This is a genomic window from Paracoccus sp. (in: a-proteobacteria), assembly GCF_030538495.1.
Lineage (GTDB): Bacteria > Pseudomonadota > Alphaproteobacteria > Rhodobacterales > Rhodobacteraceae > Paracoccus.
This window is the reverse complement of the sequence record NZ_JAUNTW010000005.1, coordinates 1-16,508: the sequence shown is the minus strand read 5'-3', so window position 1 is coordinate 16,508 and position 16,508 is coordinate 1. Positions and strand designations below refer to the sequence as shown.

General features: G+C 62.2%; 15 protein-coding genes and 1 riboswitch. Of the genes, 7 read left to right on the top strand and 8 right to left on the bottom strand.

All coding sequences use genetic code 11. From position 1 onward, the window contains the following. Positions 1–5: 5 nt before the first annotated feature. The 6 genes from gcvT to Q4G20_RS05775 all read right to left on the bottom strand — a co-directional run bounded on the left by gcvT (position 6) and on the right by Q4G20_RS05775 (position 6,610). Positions 6–1,130, bottom strand: a complete 1,125-nt coding sequence (gene gcvT, locus Q4G20_RS05800) for a glycine cleavage system aminomethyltransferase GcvT (RefSeq protein ID WP_303342448.1) — start codon at positions 1,128–1,130, stop codon at positions 6–8. A gap of 143 nt (positions 1,131–1,273) precedes the next feature. Further along, positions 1,274–1,360: riboswitch (glycine riboswitch) on the bottom strand. 150 nt (positions 1,361–1,510) lie between these two features. After that, entirely contained in the window at positions 1,511–2,590 is a 1,080-nt protein-coding gene (locus tag Q4G20_RS05795; protein ID WP_303342447.1) for an ABC transporter ATP-binding protein, read from the bottom strand. A gap of 61 nt (positions 2,591–2,651) precedes the next feature. After that, positions 2,652–3,431 carry an SDR family oxidoreductase gene (locus Q4G20_RS05790; protein WP_303342446.1) on the bottom strand — a complete coding sequence of 260 codons (780 nt, stop codon included), beginning with the start codon at positions 3,429–3,431 and terminating at the stop codon, positions 2,652–2,654. Positions 3,432–3,433: 2 nt separating this feature from the next. After that, entirely contained in the window at positions 3,434–4,120 is a 687-nt protein-coding gene (gene rpe / locus Q4G20_RS05785; RefSeq protein WP_303342445.1) for a ribulose-phosphate 3-epimerase, read from the bottom strand. Positions 4,121–4,171: 51 nt separating this feature from the next. Then, positions 4,172–4,816 (bottom strand): flagellar hook capping FlgD N-terminal domain-containing protein, encoded by a 645-nt coding sequence (locus Q4G20_RS05780; protein ID WP_303342444.1) that lies wholly within the window; start codon positions 4,814–4,816, stop codon positions 4,172–4,174. A 12-nt stretch (positions 4,817–4,828) separates the two neighbouring features. After that, entirely contained in the window at positions 4,829–6,610 is a 1,782-nt protein-coding gene (locus Q4G20_RS05775) for a flagellar hook-length control protein FliK (protein ID WP_303342442.1), read from the bottom strand. Between the two features lie 105 nt (positions 6,611–6,715). Here Q4G20_RS05775 and Q4G20_RS05770 point away from each other — a divergent pair, with 105 nt between their 5' ends. From Q4G20_RS05770 to carB, 7 genes are all read left to right on the top strand, one after another. Next, on the top strand, positions 6,716–6,955 hold the full coding sequence (locus tag Q4G20_RS05770) for a chemotaxis protein chel (RefSeq protein ID WP_303342441.1): 240 nt from the start codon (positions 6,716–6,718) through the stop codon (positions 6,953–6,955). A 5-nt stretch (positions 6,956–6,960) separates the two neighbouring features. Continuing rightward, on the top strand, positions 6,961–7,266 hold the full coding sequence (locus tag Q4G20_RS05765) for a hypothetical protein (protein ID WP_303342440.1): 306 nt from the start codon (positions 6,961–6,963) through the stop codon (positions 7,264–7,266). A 167-nt stretch (positions 7,267–7,433) separates the two neighbouring features. Next, positions 7,434–8,267, top strand: a complete 834-nt coding sequence (locus Q4G20_RS05760) for a flagellin (RefSeq protein ID WP_303342439.1) — start codon at positions 7,434–7,436, stop codon at positions 8,265–8,267. Between the two features lie 64 nt (positions 8,268–8,331). Next, positions 8,332–8,685, top strand: a complete 354-nt coding sequence (flaF, locus tag Q4G20_RS05755; RefSeq protein WP_303342438.1) for a flagellar biosynthesis regulator FlaF — start codon at positions 8,332–8,334, stop codon at positions 8,683–8,685. Further along, on the top strand, positions 8,682–9,086 hold the full coding sequence (gene flbT, locus Q4G20_RS05750; protein ID WP_303342436.1) for a flagellar biosynthesis repressor FlbT: 405 nt from the start codon (positions 8,682–8,684) through the stop codon (positions 9,084–9,086). The genes flaF and flbT overlap by 4 nt, the downstream gene beginning before the upstream one ends. Positions 9,087–9,097: 11 nt before the next feature. Further along, complete coding sequence (locus tag Q4G20_RS05745) at positions 9,098–9,874, top strand: DUF1217 domain-containing protein (protein ID WP_303342435.1); 777 nt, start codon at positions 9,098–9,100, stop codon at positions 9,872–9,874. Between the two features lie 84 nt (positions 9,875–9,958). Further along, the gene (carB, locus tag Q4G20_RS05740; RefSeq protein WP_303342434.1) at positions 9,959–13,294 is read left to right on the top strand and encodes a carbamoyl-phosphate synthase large subunit; all 3,336 of its coding nucleotides are present in this window, start codon (positions 9,959–9,961) and stop codon (positions 13,292–13,294) included. A gap of 1,289 nt (positions 13,295–14,583) precedes the next feature. Here carB and Q4G20_RS05735 read toward each other — a convergent pair. Together Q4G20_RS05735 and Q4G20_RS05730 are read right to left on the bottom strand one after the other, a co-directional pair. After that, entirely contained in the window at positions 14,584–15,366 is a 783-nt protein-coding gene (locus Q4G20_RS05735; protein ID WP_303342668.1) for a cytochrome c1, read from the bottom strand. Between the two features lie 450 nt (positions 15,367–15,816). Then, positions 15,817–16,508: cytochrome bc complex cytochrome b subunit (locus Q4G20_RS05730; RefSeq protein ID WP_368660781.1), on the bottom strand; the 692-nt coding region annotated here is incomplete at its 5' end.

The window sequence follows — 16,508 nt, the reverse complement described above, 5'->3', positions numbered from 1 at the left end:
GCTCCTCAGCGTTTATAGGAAGGCTGGACAAAGGGCAGGGCGGTGACGGTCACGGGGATACGCTTGCCGCGCAGCTCCGCCCACAGACGCGCGCCATCGGGCAGTGCGGCGTCAATCACGGCCATGGCGACGGGACCGCCGACCGACGGGCCAAACCCGCCCGAGGTGACGACCGCCACAGCATCGCCGCCCTGTTCATCGGCAAATATTTCAACACCTTCGCGGATCGGGGCGCGGCCTTCGGGGCGCAGGCCCCGGCGTGTTTTCGCAGCCCCCGCCGCCAATTCGGCCAGCACCGCATCCGCGCCCGGAAAACCACCCGCGCGGTCGCCGCCGGTGCGACGGACCTTTTGGATGGACCAGCCCAAGGCTGCGGCGGCAGGCGACACCGTGGCGTCCATGTCGTGACCATAAAGCGGCATCCCCGCCTCCAGCCGCAGGCTGTCGCGGGCGCCCAGACCAATCGGCGCGACTTCGGGCTGATCCAGCAGGGCGCGGGCGAAATCAACCAGTTGCGCGTTCGGAACCGAGATTTCAAACCCATCTTCGCCGGTATAGCCCGACCGCGAAATCCACAATTCCGCCCCGTTCCAGTCGTGAATCTGGCTGTCCATGAACCGCATATCCGCAACCGCCGGGACCAGACGCGCCAGCACATCGGCGGCCATCGGCCCCTGCAACGCCAACAGCCCGCGATCGGTTACGGGTTCGACCGTCACATCGGCCAGCGTCTTCAGATGCGCAATGTCCTGATCGGCGCAGGCGGCGTTGACGACCAGCAAATAATGATCGCCGCGATTGGCAAACATCAGATCGTCCAGAATCCCGCCCGCTTCGTTGGTAAAGATCCCGTAACGCTGCCGCCCCTCGGCCAGCCCCAGCACATCGGCCGGGATCAGCGTTTCCAAGGCGCGCGCGGCGGTTTCCAGCGTGCCGTCATGGGCGCGGATCAGAACCTGCCCCATATGGCTGACGTCGAAAAGCCCTGCCTTTTCACGGGTATGCAGATGTTCGCCCATGACGCCCATCGGATATTGCACGGGCATGTCCCAGCCCGCAAACGGCACCATGCGCGCGCCCAATTCGATATGCAGATCATAAAGCTCGGTGCGGCGGTTGTCGTCGGCCATCTTGGCCCCCCTGATATTTGGCCGGACAGCCGGCATCGGTTGATCGGACACATGCCCGTTTCGATGCCCCCCCTGTCCTTGCCCAAATGGGCGCCTGAGATCGTTATCCCTTCGGCGGGCCGGTCGGCCACTCTCCAGAGTTTATGGGGAAAACGGTTCATGTGCCTGAGAGTTTGCCGGGGCGGCTGCTCCTTCGGCCCTGGGTCGCCAGCGTCTCCCGAGTTCCGGGTTCACTGTTAACCCTGCCGCGCGGTTCAGGCAATCCTTTTGTCGCGGGTTGTGTGTGTCGGATAGGTTGGGAGCGTTAGGAGAGGCTGGGGGCCAGCCCCCAGACCCCCGGGATATTTGGGCCAAGATGAAAGGTTCGGTTCGGGGAATGGTCAGGTGCGGGGGAACACGAACACCCGGTCGCGGCGCAGCATCAGCCACATGGGCGTGCCTGCGGGGGGTAGAAACACGCCCGGCACCGTTGCGTTCAGCGTGATGCCGCCATCTGCGGTTGCGAATTCGACCAGCGATTCGCGGCCCAGATAGCGCGCCCGCACCACCCGCGCCAAGGCCGCCGTGCCGTTTTGCGGCGTGGGTGCCGGGCCAATGCCGCCGCGGTCAAAGTCGATTTTCAGATGCTGCGGGCGGATCACAATGTCCACCTGTGTGCCGTCCGGGACGCCCGGTGTCAGGAATTGCCCGAATGGCGTGTCGGTCAGCGCGCCCTGCACCTGTCCGGTCAACACATTGATGTCGCTGAAAAATGCCGCTGCCTGACGGTCCACCGGTGCGTTATACAGATTATAGGGCGCGCCCTGCTGCACGATTTTGCCGTTGCGCATCAGCAGGATCTGGTCGGCCATGCGCATCGCTTCATGCGGTTCATGGGTGACCAGAAGGACAGCGGTTCCTTCGTCTTTCAGCAGGGCCAGCGTGTCGTCGCGGATGCCGTCGCGCAGGCGTTCGTCCAGCCCGCTGAAGGGTTCATCCATCAGCAGCACCCGCGGGCGCGGCGCCAAGGCCCGTGCCAATGCCACCCGCTGTTGTTCGCCCCCCGATAATTCATGCGGATAGCTGTCGATATGGCGCAGCATCTGCACCCGGTCCAGCAGCTCGGCCACCCTATCACGATTGGCGCGATACCCTCCGCGCAGGCCAAAGGCGACATTTTCGCTGACCGGCAGATGCGGGAACAGGGCAAAGTCCTGAAACATCAGCCCGATGGCGCGCCGTTCGGGTGGCACGCGAAACACGGTGTCGCAGATCAGTTCGCCGTCCACCAGAATCCGGCCGCTGTCCTGCATATCCACGCCCGCGACAATCCGCAGCGTGGTCGATTTGCCGCAGCCCGATGGCCCCAGCAGGCAGGCCACCTGCCCCGGTTCGACCTGAAACGACACGTCATCCACCACGGGCCGGTCGTCAAAGGCGCGGATCAGGTGTTCGACCTGCAATCGGGGGGGGGTGGGCAACGGTTTAGTCTTTCTGTCGGGTTTTGGTTTGCCTAACAAAGCGGGCCATGAACCGCAACCGTCAGATCGTCACATTCACCGCGCCGCCATCCAGCAGGATGTTCTGCCCCACGATAAACCGCGCCTGCTGGCTGCACAAAAACGCGCAGGTCGCGCCGAAATCCGCCGCCGTGCCATAGGTGCCGGTCGGGATCGTCGCCTGCCGGTTGGCGCGGGCCTGATCAACGCTGATGCCTTGTTGATCGGCGACGCCTTGGTCCAGACTGTCGGCGCGGTCGGTGGCGTGGATCCCCGGCAGCAGATTGTTGACGCAGACCCCGCGCCCCGCCACCTGCCGCGACATCCCGGCGACAAATCCGGTCAGACCGGCGCGCGCGCTGTTTGACAGCCCCAAAACCGCGATGGGTGAGCGCACCGATTGCGACGTGATATTGACCACCCGCCCCCAGCCGCGTTCCATCATCCCCGGCACCAAAGCTTGCATCAGCGCGACCGCCGACAGCATATTCGCGTCCAAAGCGCGGATGAAATCGTCGCGGTTCCAGTCGGTCCATTGCCCCGGCGGCGGCCCGCCCGCATTGGTGACCAGAATATCGGCGTGGCCCGTGGCGGCCAGAACCTCGGCCCGGCCTGATTCGGCGGTGATGTCGGCGGCGACGGGCGTCACCTGCACCCCGTATTCATCGGCAATTTCGGATGCGGTGCGGGTGATGTCGTCATGGGTCCGGCTGTTGATGACCAGATCGACACCGGCCTGCGCCAAAGCCTCGGCGCAGCCACGGCCCAGACCGCGCGATGCGGCGCAGACCAGTGCGCGTTTTCCTCTGATGCCCAAATCCATGGTTACGCCCCCTGAATCGCGGCGCGAATCGCGCGCATATTGTCGCCATAGATCTGAGCCTGATCGACCGATCCGCCCTTGAACACCGCAGACCCCGCGACCAGCACATCGGCCCCGGCCTTGGCGACCAGCGGCGCGGTTTTGGGGTCAACGCCGCCATCGACCTGAATGTGAATCGGGCGATCCCCGATCATGCCACGCAGGCGGGCGATTTTATCGACCTGTGAATGGATGAATTTTTGCCCGCCAAATCCGGGGTTTACCGTCATGACCAGCACCATATCGCACAGGTCCAGCAGGTATTCGACCGCCTCAACCGGGGTGCCGGGGTTCAGCGCGATGCCCGCCTTTTTCCCCGTCGCCCGGATGGCCTGCAAGGTGCGGTGCGGGTGGGGGCCAGCCTCGACATGGGCGGTGATCATATCGGCGCCGGCATCGGCATAGGCGTCAATATAGGCGTCCACCGGCGCGATCATCAGATGCACATCCATGAACGTCTTTACATGCCGCCGGAACGCCGCAACCGCGGGCGGGCCAAAGGTCAGGTTCGGCACAAAATGCCCATCCATCACATCGACATGCACCCAATCTGCGCCCTGCGATTCGATCGCCTGAATCTCGCGCCCGAAATCGGCAAAATCGGCGGACAGGATCGACGGCGCGATCTTGATGCTGCGGTCAAATGTCATGGCGGTTCCCCTTGTCTGATCCCCTTGGCCTGCACGGTTGCGCGCGCGGCGTCAAGAACCACGCAGCGCCGTGATTTCGTCAGCGGGGGCCGTCGCGCCGCCGTCAAAGACCAGCACCGTGCCTTTGTCGGTAAATTCGGCCCCCGTCACGCGGGCATAGGCCCCGACAGCGGTTTCGGAAATCACCTCACCCGCGCGGATGTTCTGGATGGCAAAGCTGTATCGTCCATCGGCCAGTTTCGCCCCCGATGCGTCGCGCCCGAACCAGTCAATCTGACCCGCGCCGGGGCCGATTTGTTCGCGCGACACGGTGTTGCCCATGGCGTTTTTCGTGATCAGAATCACGTCATCGGCGCGCAGATCGGGCGCGATGTCCAGTGTCAGCGCCTGCTGGCCGAACCAGACGGGGGCGGTGGTCCGCGCCTCTTTGCCGATCCAGCTGGCGATGTTGGTGCCGCCCGACTGCCCGACCATCTGGCCCAGCAATTTATTGGTCAGGGCCTGCTGTTCGACGCCGGAAAACGTCGCCAGTTGCACCGCGAAATCGGTGCTTTCCATCGGGTTCAGCGGATCCTGATTTTTCAGCTGCGTGGTCAGCATTTTCAGAAAGGTTTCAAAATCGCCGCCGGTTTTGGTCGCGGCAGAATCGAAGGTCGGGGCGGCGGGCGCGGTGCCAGAGGTGACGGCGGTGATCATGATGGTGGTTCCTTACAGTCGGATATCAATGCGTTTGTCAGAGGCTGCGGGTCGGGATGCCGGTGCCGTGTCGATTCGGTCGGTCGGTTGGTCCAGCCGGCTGGCTTGGGCAGAACGCCGCGGCGAATCGCCCGAACGCCCCTGCTGAAAGCTGAGATCGGCCAGATTCAGCCCGCTGTCGTTCAGCATTTTCTGCAACAGGTCGGCGTGGCGGCGCATCAGGTCCAGCGCCTCGGCCCGTTCGGCGGTGACCACGACGTGCGGCGTGGCTGCGTCCTGCACTATCTGGACGCGCACCCGGCCCAGTTCCGCCGGGGCGAGGGTGATGTCGATGGTGTTGTCATCTTGGGACAGAATCGCGGTTGCAACCTGCTGAATGGCGGGGGGGACGGATGTTGTGGAGGGTGCAGTCGTCTGCGGCGCGGCGACCGGATGCAGGGGTGCGGTCGCGGTCCACCGCAGGTCCGGCATTATGGGCGTATCCAGCCCGGTGTCGGCCACTGGCAAAGCCGCGCCCCGGTCAAAGGGAGCGGGCGTGTCGATGATTCGAGTCGCCGTCACGGAGGCGGTCTGGTCGAGGCTGGTGTGCATCGGACGAGCCTCTGGCGGTGCGATGTCGGGTGCCGCCCCGATGGGTGCCGCAACCATGCGCAGAGCTGGCGCGGGACTGAGTTCGGCTTTGGGCGTGGTGACGGGCGCCGGCGGGTGCTCGGGGTTGGTTGGCGTCATGCGACCCTCTGGCAGGGGGGTGTCGGCTTCTGGCAGCGCGTCCCAGATGGGGGCAGCGGCTCCGCGCGTGGTTTGGGGTTCGGCCTTGGGCGCGGTGACGGGTGCGGGTTGGTGGCTGGGGCTGGCTGGCATCGCGCGACCCTCTGGCGGCGTGGCGACGGGTTCTGACGTCGCCACCCAGATAGGCCACGACGCCGCGCGTGGGGTTTGATGTTCGGTCGCGGGCGTGGTGACGGGCGCCGGCGGGTGGTCGGGGTTGGTTGGCATCATGCGACCCTCTGGCAGGGGGGTGTCGGCTTCTGGCATCGTGTCCCAGATGGGGGCAGCGGCCCCGCGCGTGGTTTGGGGTTCGGCCTTGAGCGCGGTGACGGGCGCCATCGGTTGATCTGGGCTGGTTGGCATCATGCGACCCTCTGGCGGGATGGTGCCGGGTTCGGGCAGCGCGGCCCAGACAGGCCCACCGGCGACGCGCAGAGTTGGCGCAGGGCTGTGTTCCGCTGCGGGCGCTTGCTGATCATCCTGGGGCGGCATGACGGCCATATCCGCCGCCTGGGCCGAATCACGCGGGCCGGTTTCCGGCACCAAGGGCCGCGGTGCGGCGGTCGGAGTCGCCCCGGTTTGATCACCCGTCGGACGCGGCCAGATGATTCGCCCATCCGACGCCGCTAGTGCGTTATCCAAGTCAGCGCGGTCCCGAATCATCGGGGGGGTGTCGGTCGCCATGCTGCCTGTCCGATCAGGGGGGGCGTCTGCAACGCGCGGATCATCAAACAGCGCCGAATCAGGGTCCGCGCCGCGCTGATTCGCATTCGACAGAACACCGTGATCGACCGCCTGCGGCAGCATCGCGCATAGCCCCGATTGCGCGCCCAGCCAGTCCGACAGCGGGTCATCCCCGACCTTCGGCCCAGCCACAGGCGCGGCGGGCGTTTCTGCGTCATCCCATGACGGCAAGGTCAGAAACACGTTGAACAGACCTGTCGCGGCCCCATCCTTAACGGCATCCACCGAACGCAGATCGGGCGCGGCGGCGGTGTCTTTGATAACGAATGCGGAAATATCCATAACTGCGATCCTGACTGATTCCCCGCCGTTATATCGTCAATATCCTAACCAATTATTTACCCGTTTGCGTTTATACCGAAAAAAACCACAACACGGGATCAGGTTATGAAAGTCGAATCACTTACCCCCACAATCACCCCGAATCGGTCGCCCGCGCAGCAGCTGGAACAGGTCTTTCTGGAAGAAATGCTGAAATATGCGGGTCCGAAACCTCTGTCGGGGGCGTTTTCGGGCGGCGCGGCCGAAGATCATTTTGGCACCTTTTTGACGCGCGAATATGCGGCGATTCTGTCGCAGCGTCTGGATTTGGGACTGGGCGCGCGCATTGTGGGGGGGCAGGAATGAACCGGATGACAAAATACCTGCACGACGCACGCGCGGCGATGATTTCGGGCGATTCGGCGGCGGCTTTGGCGCTGATCGAACGTTTTTCACTGGCGGCGCAGGATGAGGATTTGTCTGGTCCTGATCGCGATTTTGCCCAGAAAATGCTGGCCGAATTGCGCGATCTGGCGCAGGCGGCGCAGCGTGGCGCGGAACGGGCGATGGATGATGTGCGTGCCATTATTCAGGCCGCGCAATCGCTGTGCCATTATGATCGTCTGGGCCGGCGCTATGTCAGCCAGACGGTTGCCGCGGCACCGCGTCGATTTTGATTAAAATGCAATCTATTGTTTTCTTTGAAAAGGGGGCGGAATTTATTATTTAGTAATCACCCGAGGATAAAACGGGTTTGTGCAGAAGACGCACCGGGCAGTCACCCGCAGGTCAGAAGATCTTATGTCAATCCGCGCAAAAGCGCACTTTTTTATAGGAGGACAATATGTCCAGCATTCTGACCAACAACAGCGCCATCGTTGCTTTGCAAACGCTGAAATCGATCAACTCGAATCTGGCAAAAACCCAGTCCGAGATTTCGACCGGCAAATCGGTTGCGACGGCAAAAGACAACGCCGCAATCTGGGCGACCGCCAAGATCATGGAAGGCCAGCAAGGCGGCTACAAAGTCGTGCAAAGCCAACTGAACGTGGCCGAGGCGACCGTCGCCACCGCACGTCAGGGCGCCGAGCGCGTCACCGAACTGCTGATCGAGATTGAAAAGCTGGTTATTGGCGCGACCAACGAATCGGCGGATCACGCGAAAATCGGCACCGATGTGGCGGAAAAGTTCAAGCAGATCAAAAACATCATCGACTCGACTTCGATGAATGGGGTGAACCTGCTGGATGGCGAAGGCACGTTCTCGGTTCTGGTGTCTCTGACCAAAACCGAAGACGACACTGCGGATATGTTTGCGGTCGCAAACGTCAACCTGGCCGAACACCTGGGTGATGATACCGCGCCGTTCACGATCACTGACGCCGCCAGTGCGCGCACCGCGCTGCATGAAGACGACACCGGCATCAAGGCCCTGATCAACACCGCAGCGCAGGCAGCGGCGGATCTGGGTTCGGCTGGCAAGCGCATCAGCGATCAGGCGAATTTTGTCAGCCAGCTGGCCGACTCGCTGCAAATCGGTGTCGGCTCTTTGGTTGATGCCGACATGGAAGAGGCCTCGGCCCGTCTGCAGGCCCTGCAAACGCAGCAACAGCTGGGCATCCAGTCGCTGTCGATTGCCAACCAGGCACCGCAGGCGATCCTGTCGCTGTTCCGCTAATAAAAATGCGGGGCGCCCAATCCGGGCGCCCCGACCCTGACCACACCAATTCAGGAATACCGCATTGAACGCGATCACTCCCCTGCATCACGCGGGCTATAAGGCCAATATTGTTCAGACGCCCCGCGATACCGAATATGACGTGTTTTCCAAAGTGACGCGATTGCTGCGTCAGGCCGATGGCCCCAATGCCATTCAGGCCGTTCATAAAAACAACGAATTATGGACGCTGCTGGCCACCGATCTGGCCACCCCCGGCAACGCGCTGCCCGATGATGTTAAGGCAGGCCTTTTGTCGCTGGCCGGTTTTGCGATCCGCCACGGCCACGCCGTTCTGCGCGGCGAAGCCCCCGTCGATCCGCTGATCGACATCAACCTGACTGTCATGAAGGGTCTGCGCGGCGAGGTGGCTGCATGAGCGGTCTTGTCCTGAAACTGGCCCCGAATGAACGGGTTCTGATCAACGGCGCCGTGATTGAAAACGGCGATCGCCGGTCGAAAATCGCCATCAAAACCCCGAATGTGAATGTTTTGCGCCTGAAAGACGCCATTCACCCCGATCAGGCCAAAACCCCGGTCTCGCGCGCCTGCTACATCGCGCAGCTGATGCTGTCGGGCGATGTGGACCCCGGCCGCGCCAAGGGGCAGTTGATCTTTGCCATCGAACAATTGTCGCAGGTGTTTGACGACCGCGACAGCCGTAACCTTCTGGCCGATGCAACCGGCCATGTCGTGAACGGCGCGCCCTATCAGGCGCTGCGGTCGCTGCGCGAATTGCTGCCCCGCGAATCGCGCCTGTTCGCCGCCCGCCCGCAATAAGGATTGGTCCCATGTCCATCACGATCGGCGCAACGGGTCTGGCAGGCTGGACCATCATCCAGCGGACCGAGGCAAAACAACTGGACCTGATCGCCCAAAGCCGTTCGGTCCAGCAGGCGACCGCCTATTTCCGCGAAAAAATCACGCAGATTCAAAACCCGGAATCGCTGGTCAAGGATTACCGCCTGCTGAACGTCGCCCTGTCTTCCCACGGGCTAGAGGATGACCTGCAAAACCGCGCGCTGATCCAAAAAGTGCTGGAATCGGACCTGTCCGACGATAAATCGCTGGCCAATCGCATGGCGGATAAACGCTATCTGCGGCTGGCGCAGGCCTTTGCGTTCAACAGCCCCGAAGGCCCGGCCGCTGATTTGGTCGATCAGATCAGCGCGGCCTTTGTTCAGCGCGAATTTGAACGCCGCGTGGGCGAAAGCGATGAAAACATGCGCCTTGCCCTGAATCTGCGGCGTGAAATGGACCATCTGGCGGGCCGCGATTCATCCGACCGCACCCTGTGGTATGAGGTGATGGGCAACAAACCCCTGCGCAAAGTGTTCGAGGGCGCCTTTGGCTTTGGCCCCCATTACGGCAAACTGCCCGTCGAACGGCAACTGACCGAATTTATGAAGGCATCACAACGGGTTTTGGGCAGTTCGTCCTTTGCTGAAATTACCAAGCCGGAAGCCGTGGAAAAAATCGTCAAGAATTTTCTGGCCCGGTCACAGATCGCGGAATCGCAGGCCAGCAACCGATATTCGGCGGCGCTGACGCTGTTACAGGGGGGCTAAGGGCAGATCGACCTTGCGCCGCGCCGGGGCTTGGCTATAAACCCGGACGATTTGCGCTTTCCACATCCGCCACGGGGGTCGACCATGCCGAAAAGAACTGACATCAAGTCCATTCTGATTATCGGCGCCGGTCCAATCGTGATCGGGCAAGCCTGCGAATTTGATTATTCCGGCGCGCAGGCGTGCAAAGCCCTGCGGGAAGAAGGGTATCGGGTCATTTTGGTGAACTCGAACCCGGCGACGATCATGACTGACCCGGAAATGGCCGATGCGACCTATATCGAACCGATCACGCCGGAAATGGTTGAAAAAATCATCGCCAAGGAACGGCCCGACGCGCTGTTGCCGACGATGGGCGGGCAAACCGGCCTGAACACCGCGCTGGCACTGGCCGACAATGGTGTGCTGAATCGTTACGGGGTCGAATTGATCGGCGCGCAGCGGGCGGCGATTGAAATGGCCGAAGACCGCAAACTGTTCCGCGAAGCGATGGACCGCATCGGTCTGGAAAACCCCCGCGCCACGATCATCAGCGCGCCAAAAGCCGCCAGCGGCAAATACGACGTGTCGGCTGGTGTAGCACAGGCCATGGACGCGCTTGAAGACATCGGCCTGCCCGCGATTATTCGCCCGGCCTTTACGCTGGGCGGGACGGGGGGCGGCGTCGCCTATAACCGCGATGATTACGAACGCATTGTGCGGTCGGGCCTGGATGCCAGCCCGGTGGCGCAGGTGCTGATCGACGAATCGCTGCTGGGCTGGAAAGAATACGAAATGGAGGTCGTGCGCGACCGCAACGACAACGCCATTATCGTGTGTTCCATCGAAAACGTCGATCCGATGGGCGTGCATACTGGCGATTCGATCACGGTTGCGCCCGCGCTGACTCTGACCGACCGCGAATATCAGATCATGCGCAACGGCAGCATCGCGGTTTTGCGTGAAATCGGCGTCGAAACCGGCGGCTCGAACGTGCAATGGGCGATCAACCCCGCCGATGGCCGCATGGTGGTGATCGAAATGAATCCGCGCGTCAGCCGGTCATCGGCGCTCGCGTCCAAGGCGACGGGGTTCCCGATTGCGAAAATCGCGGCGAAGCTGGCGGTTGGTTACACGCTGGACGAACTGGACAACGACATTACCAAGGTGACGCCGGCCAGTTTCGAACCCTCGATCGACTATGTTGTGACGAAAATTCCGCGCTTTGCGTTCGAAAAATTCCCCGGCAGCAAGCCTGAACTGACCACCGCGATGAAATCCGTGGGTGAAGTGATGGCAATCGGCCGCAGCTTCCATGAAAGCCTGCAAAAGGCGCTGACCAGCATGGAAAACGGCCTGACGGGCTTGGACGAAATCGCGATCGAGGGCGCGGCCGAACATGGTAAACCGGCCGTCATCGCGGCGCTGTCGAAACAAACCCCCGACCGCCTGCGCGTGATTGCCGAGGCGATGCGCTTTGGCCTGTCGGATGATGAAATTCAGCGGATCACGCATTTCGACCCGTGGTTCCTGTCGCGTCTGCGCGAAATCGTCGATGCGGAACAGGGCGTTCGCGATAATGGCCTGCCCGATGCCGATGGGCTGCGGGCGCTGAAAATGATGGGCTTTACCGATGCGCGGCTGGCGCATTTGTCGGGCAAATCGGAAACCGACATCCGCCACGCCCGCCGCGACGCGAAAATTCGCCCTGTTTTCAAACGCATCGACACCTGCGCGGCGGAATTTGAGGCCCAGACACCCTATATGTATTCCACCTATGAAGCCGTGGCGATGGGCGATGTGGAATGTGAATCGCGGCCCAGCGACGCGAAAAAGGTGGTGATTCTGGGCGGCGGTCCGAACCGGATCGGGCAGGGGATCGAATTCGATTACTGCTGTTGCCACGCCTGTTTTGCGCTGACGGATGTGGGTTACGAAACCATCATGGTGAACTGCAACCCCGAAACCGTCAGCACAGATTACGACACCAGCGACCGGCTGTATTTCGAACCTCTGACGCTGGAACATGTGCTGGAAATTCTGCGGGTCGAACAGGAAAACGGCACTTTGCACGGCGTGATTGTGCAATTCGGCGGCCAAACGCCGCTGAAACTGGCCAATGCGCTTGAGGCGGAAGGCATCCCGATCCTGGGAACCACGCCCGACGCGATTGACCTGGCCGAAGACCGCGAACGGTTCCAGCAATTGCTGAACGACCTGAACCTGAAACAGCCGATCAATGGCATTGCGCATAGCGACGAACAGGCCATTGAAATCGCTGAACGAATTGGGTTCCCGCTGGTCATTCGTCCGTCCTATGTTTTGGGCGGGCGGGCGATGGAAATTGTCCGCGATATGGACCATCTGCGCCGCTACATCACCGAAGCGGTCAGCGTCAGCGGCAAAAACCCGGTGCTGCTGGACAGCTATCTGGCCGGCGCGATCGAGGTGGATGTGGACGCGCTGTGCGACGGCGAAACCGTGCATGTCGCGGGAATCATGGAACATATCGAAGAGGCGGGCGTCCATTCCGGCGACAGCGCCTGTTCCTTGCCGCCGCATACGCTGGACGCCGATACCATTGCGGAACTGAAACGCCAGACCACCGACATGGCGCGCGCGTTGCGGGTGCGCGGGTTGATGAATGTGCAATTCGCGCTGAAAGATGGCGCGATTTATGTGCTTGAGGTGAACCCCCGCGCGTCGCGCACCGTGCCGTTTGTGGCCAAGGCGACCGACAGCGCGATTGCCTCGATTGCCGCGCGGCTGATGGCGGGCGAACCAATGGCGAATTTCCCTGCTCGCGCGCCTTATCCTGCCGGTGTCGGTCCCGAAGATGACCTGCCCTTTGCCGATCCGATGACGCTGGCCGATCCGATCACCCCGTGGTTCAGCGTGAAAGAGGCGGTCCTGCCTTTCGCCCGCTTCCCCGGTGTTGACACGCTGCTGGGGCCGGAAATGCGCTCGACCGGTGAAGTGATGGGCTGGGATCGCAACTTCCCCCGCGCGTTTCTTAAGGCGCAGGTGGGGGCTGGCACGGTTCTGCCCCATTCGGGCCGGGTGTTCCTGTCGATTAAGGACGCCGACAAAACGCCCGCCATGGCGAATGCGGCGCGGGATCTGGTCGGCATGGGCTTTGAACTGGTCGCGACGCATGGGACGGCGGATTTTCTGGATGCTTCGGGCGTGGTGTCGCAGCGCGTGAATAAGGTGTATGAAGGCCGCCCGAATGTCGTGGACCGGATGAAAGACGGCGACATCGCCATGGTTCTGAACACGACCGAAGGCGCGCAGGCGATTGCCGACAGCCGCGAAATTCGCGCGGTCGCGCTGTATGACAAAATCCCGTATTTCACGACCGCCGCCGGCAGCATCGCCGCCGTCGCCGCGATCAAATCACGGGAAGAGGGCGAGGTCGGCGTCCGGTCTTTGCAGGCGTAACGCAGGTGACGGCGCGTGGTCCTGTGCGCGCCGTGTTTTCGGTTGGATGTGCCGGGCTGTTTCGCGTGATCCGGTGATGATGCCGGGCGCAAAAAGAGCAAGATCATCGCGCGGATCGCGCATTGTATCGGCCTGACGTCTGAATGACGATCGTGTTGCATTGCCGCACGAACTGCCCAAGCGACCGGAACATGATTGGGTTCGTGCAGGCCGACGAAGCGCCTGATCGTCTCGGTCGTTCGACTTGGCTACGCCGCACTCACGTTATCCTAACGCGAAAACCACCTTGGCGACCGTTGTTTGTCGTCGGTGGGCGTGGTCGCCGGGCATGTTCGGCGACGCTACGGCCCCTCGGGTCAGTTTAGATGCGGCGCAGATTGCGCCCTGTGGCAGCCGGGTTCGGCAAGGTCGTATGCTGGTCGCGCAGACTGTGTTTGGTTATGTCATGTCGGGAAAAGGGCATAAATCGAAATTCGTCTTAGCGTAGATTGCGGGTGGAAGGGGGTGCGACAATGATGGGCGCGCCCGATGCGCTTAGCTGCGGCCTGTGCGAAACGCCAAAAGGACCATAACGGAATTCGCATATGTGCGGCGACATAAAGTGCCATGGCAGCCGCGCGGCCTGAACGTTAAAGGCAGGGTCTTCAATGTGGCATGGCCCGTTCGAAAATGTTGGGTCTGCTTGCTGCCGTTCGCCTCTTTTGGACGACAACCAACCACGCTTCGGTCATATGATTTGCGTCCGTGCAGTGCTGATAACGTGGCTTGATTATCGGGTGGGTTATGTTCGGCTATGACAGCGAGGGCCGAAAATGAGGTTTTACATCTTTGGGCGGGTGGTATGTCTTGCTGTGCAACGCCTTGGCTGAGCGCCCATTAGAAACACCAGCCGAGGCAGCAACAAAAAGCGTTGAGTTCGCGCAAGGCGCGCTATCGTTTTGTTTTCTTCTTTGGCTAGGCTGTGCGGGGCGAAGGCTTGGGTTCGATTTTTGCGCGGGTTTGCCCTTGCGGCAGGTGTTGGTGGAGCCGGGACCGTCTGGTGACTTCGGGATCGTTGCGACCTGCTGCCCGGTGGTGAGGCAGGGTGTTTGATGTGTCGTGTTGGGTGTTGCCGCGGGGCTTGGCGGGGGTGCGTCCGACCGGCACGCTCCACCCTCGCGAATGCCATGTGATTTGGGTTTGTGCTGGGCGATACGGCGGGGGGCCCTGTATCCCTGCGATCTGTCGCTATCGCCCAGGCATAAAAAAACGCGCCCCGAAAGGCGCGTTTTGTGTTTCAGCACAAGAGCTTAGTGTTTACCTTTGTGCGGCGCCCACAGGCGTTTGTTGGTCAGATACAGAAGCACCGTCAGCAGGATCAGGAACAGCACCGACACCAGACCCACATGTTTGCGGTCCATCATTTTCGGTTCTGCCGTCCACATCAGGAACGCCGACACATCCATGGCCATCTGGTCAACGGTCGCTGGTGTGCCGTCTTCATAGGTCACGCGATCGGGCGACAGGGGGGGCGCCATGCTGATCCAGCCACCGGGGAATGCGGTGTTGTGATACAGCAGCGTGCCGGCCTGTTCCTGTTCTTCGCCGTCATAGCCGGTCAGGATGGCGTGGATGTATTCCGGGCCACCGATGCCGCGCAGCAGCTGGTTGATGCCGGTGCCTGCGGGGCCGTGGAAGCCAGCGCGTGCCTTGGCCATCAGCGACAGGTCCGGCCCCATGCCGTCACCCGACACCGTCGGGAACGGATCGGTCGGAACGCGGGGGCGTTCTTCGCCGTCATGTTTATCGACGATGGGCAGCAGGTCGGCGGCATAGGCGCGGACCTGATCCTCGGGCAGGCCGGGGCCGCCTTTGTCGGACAGGGTGCGGATCGGGACATAACGCAGGCCGTGGCAGCCGGCGCACACCTCGGTATAGACTTGCAGGCCGCGTTGCAGTTGGAACTGGTCGAAGGTGCCGAACGGCCCTTCAAAGCTGAAGGACACATCTTCGACATGGCCAGCCCCGTGGCCGCCGCCCGAATCTGCCGGGGCCGCCGCATCGGCGGGCGCTGCCGCGTCTGCGGCAGGCACGGTTTCCGCGGCAACTTCGGTCGTTACTTCGGCGGGAACGGCGGCTTCGCCACCTTCCGTCACGGCGACCGCGTCCGGCGTTTCCGCAACGGGAGCCGCCTCAGCCGGGGTTGCCTCTGCCGGAGCCTCTGCCGGGGTTTCCGCAGGCGACACAGCGGCCGGAACCTCGGCCGCGGGGACCAGGGCTTCGGTGGTCGCGGCGTCGGTTGCCGGTGCCTCGGCGGCGGGTGCTGCCGGGGCCGGGGTTTCCACCGTCACCGCCGCGGGGGCGTCAACGGGCTGGATCGGCACGGTGCGGGTCACGCCACCCGTGGCGGGCGTCGCGTCCGGTGCGGTGACCGGCACGGTTTGCGTCGTCGCAGGGGCCTGCGCCAGTGCAAAGCCCGCCGAGATGGTCAGGGCCGCAACAGCCGTGAGCGTCTTGGTTCTCAGGGTCATTGATGCCTCTCCTTACTCGGCCGGGTGGGCTTTGGCGCCATAATGCGCGTTAAAGTCGTCTTCGATGGTTTCGGGCATCGGCAGCGGTTTTTCAATCACGCCCAACAGCGGCATGATGATCAGGAAATACGCGAACCAATAGGCCGAGGCCACCAATGCGATATAGGGATAGATCCCTTCGGCCGGCATGGCGCCCACCCACATCAGGATCATAAAGTCCACGGCCAGGAACCAGAACCACCATTTGAATTGCGGACGGTAACGGCCCGAACGCACGCGCGAGGTGTCCAGCCACGGCACCAGTGCCATCACCAGAATCGCCCCGAACATCGCCAGAACGCCAAAGAATTTCGCATCCACAATGCCAAAGGTCACAAATTGCACCAGCTGCACCAGCCAGACATCGCCGTCAAAGGCGCGCAGGATCGCGTAGAAGGGCAGGAAATACCATTCCGGCACGATATGCGCAGGCGTGACCAAGGCGTTCGCCTCGATATAGTTGTCGGGGTGGCCCAGATAGTTCGGCATAAAGCCCACGACCGCAAAGAACACGACCAGAATCAGCGCCAAGGCGAACAGATCCTTGATCACAAAATACGGCCAGAAGGGCAGGGTGTCTTTTTCCGCAACCTCTTTCGATTCGCGGCGCACCTCGATCCCGGTGGGGTTGTTGTTGCCGGTGGTGTGGAAGGCCCAGATATGGA